A 1,657-nucleotide genomic window follows, 5' to 3' on the forward strand; every position below is an offset into this window, starting at 1 on the left:
CTCGCGCGCAAAGGCGACCCTCCGCCCGGCAACATCGTCATGTGGCGCGGGCTCACACGTCTAACTGACATCGTCCTCGGGATGCAACTCGGGGCGAAAGTTGTGGGTAATTGAAAGCTAGACCGTACGCTTACGACCGATCAATGAACTCCGGTAGACATAGTCCTCTCTCGTTTCAAGCCACATGACTGACAGCAAACCCAGATCGCTCTCGCCCGATGCCTCCCCTCGAAATGGGTCGCAAATTCTGGCCGCTCAGCCCTTCAGCGTGTTGATCGGCGCCGAACTCCATGCGTTCTCGCCAGGCCATGCCGAAATCCAACTCCCACTCGCCGAGCAACTCACGCAGCAGAACGGTTTCGCTCATGGCGGCATCGTCAGCTACCTGGCCGATAACGCTTTGACATTTGTCGGTGGCACGGCGCTGCGCGCGGCGGTTGTGACCTCCGAATACAAGATCAACTACGTCAGGCCAGCGATGGGCCAACGCCTGATCGTGCGTGCGAAGTCCGTTCACAGCGGGAACTCACAAGCTGTCTGCACCTGTGAGATCTTTGCGCTCAATGAAGATGTCGAGAAGCTCTGCGCTCTGGCACAAGGCACTATTGCAAAGCTGCCGGATCCTCCGAAGAAACAGCCTGCTTGAAGGCTCCGATCACCTTTGGCGTTCTACTCCTCGACTCGCTGCGGGATCCGTCGTCAAGAGCCCTGGCGATGCCGCTGAGCATGGGGTTCAGTTGGAACTCGAAGTCATCGAGATGCTGCCCAAGAGTGAGCGTCCAATCATCCCATCTTGACCGGCCGCACACGGTTCACTTGGACTGCAGCTGTGCTCCGACGTGAGCAACGCACTCCACAAGGTTGAGGGCGGCCAGCAGCAAGAACTGTTCCGCGTCAGTTCGCACGCGCAGCAGGTCGTGCTGGCCAAGGTGGCCATACACAAATGCCAGCAGGTAGCGCTCGGGGTGCTCAACGCAGAACTTTGTGATCATCTGCGCGACGAGGTCTGGCGGCACGCCTTCGGTGAACCTCATCGTCGCCATCAGCCGCTGCAAGCAGATTTCCTGGACGTCTTCAGAGATCGTTGGCAAGGCGTGCCCACAGTGCTTCATGGCCTGGAACGCGACCAGCAGAACGTGGATCGGCACCTCAAGCTGCAGCATGTCGACACCGTAGCGAGACAACACGAGGATGGAGGCCAGCAGGTTGGGCTGCTGGACGTAGATTTCGTCAGCCAGCTCAACCTTCTGTTGCGCGCTCATGCCGTCGATGTCGATGTTCGCCCGGACCATCACGGCCTGCGTGAGCAAGGTCATGGTGCCGCGTCGGACGCTGGCTGCCATCGGTGCGGCAGCAAGTCCTCGATCTGGCTGCTGCGCTGCGTCGGCAGGCGCTGCAGCACGTCGCGCAGGTACGCCCACGGGTCATGACCGTTGAGCCGCGCCGACTGCACCAGGCTCATCACGATGGCCGCGCGTTGGCCGGCCAGTTCGCTGCCGGCGAACAACCATGCCCGGCGTTCATGAACATAAGAGCATGAGCGGCGTAATGCGAAGTGCGCTTTTATGCGAAGTCGCGCATGACGAAATCGGCGAAAGGGCAGATCCCGGCGGTCTGAGGCGCATCCGGATGGCTCTGGACTTCGCATAAAAGTAAG

At 60.2% G+C, this 1,657-nt stretch carries 2 protein-coding genes and 1 pseudogene; 1 reads left to right on the forward strand and 2 read right to left on the reverse strand.

Features of this window, described 5'->3' with window-relative positions; genetic code table 11:
• Window positions 1-184 precede the first annotated feature (184 nt).
• Window positions 185-646 (forward strand): PaaI family thioesterase, encoded by a 462-nt coding sequence (locus ACSFBF_RS35975; RefSeq protein ID WP_435462581.1) that lies wholly within the window; start codon window positions 185-187, stop codon window positions 644-646.
• 166 nt (window positions 647-812) lie between these two features.
• On the opposite strand, the gene ACSFBF_RS35980 is transcribed toward ACSFBF_RS35975, so the two are convergent.
• Both ACSFBF_RS35980 and ACSFBF_RS35985 read right to left on the reverse strand, forming a co-directional pair.
• A complete protein-coding gene (locus ACSFBF_RS35980) occupies window positions 813-1,316 on the reverse strand; it encodes a hypothetical protein (protein ID WP_435462582.1) in 504 nt (167 codons plus the stop codon).
• Window positions 1,313-1,519: pseudogene (locus tag ACSFBF_RS35985) on the reverse strand (transposase domain-containing protein); the annotation flags it as partial. The pseudogene ACSFBF_RS35985 and the gene ACSFBF_RS35980, both read right to left, overlap by 4 nt.
• Between the last annotated feature and the right edge of the window lie 138 nt (window positions 1,520-1,657).

The organism is Variovorax nivicola (assembly GCF_051216475.1).
Classification (GTDB): domain Bacteria; phylum Pseudomonadota; class Gammaproteobacteria; order Burkholderiales; family Burkholderiaceae_C; genus Variovorax.

Bases quoted from the DNA above. Each gene is read 5' to 3' on its own strand.
- ACSFBF_RS35975 (WP_435462581.1), top strand. From the start codon at position 185: ATGACTGACAGCAAACCCAGATCGCTCTCGCCCGATGCCTCCCCTCGA.
- ACSFBF_RS35980 (WP_435462582.1), bottom strand. From the start codon at position 1,316: ATGACCTTGCTCACGCAGGCCGTGATGGTCCGGGCGAACATCGACATC.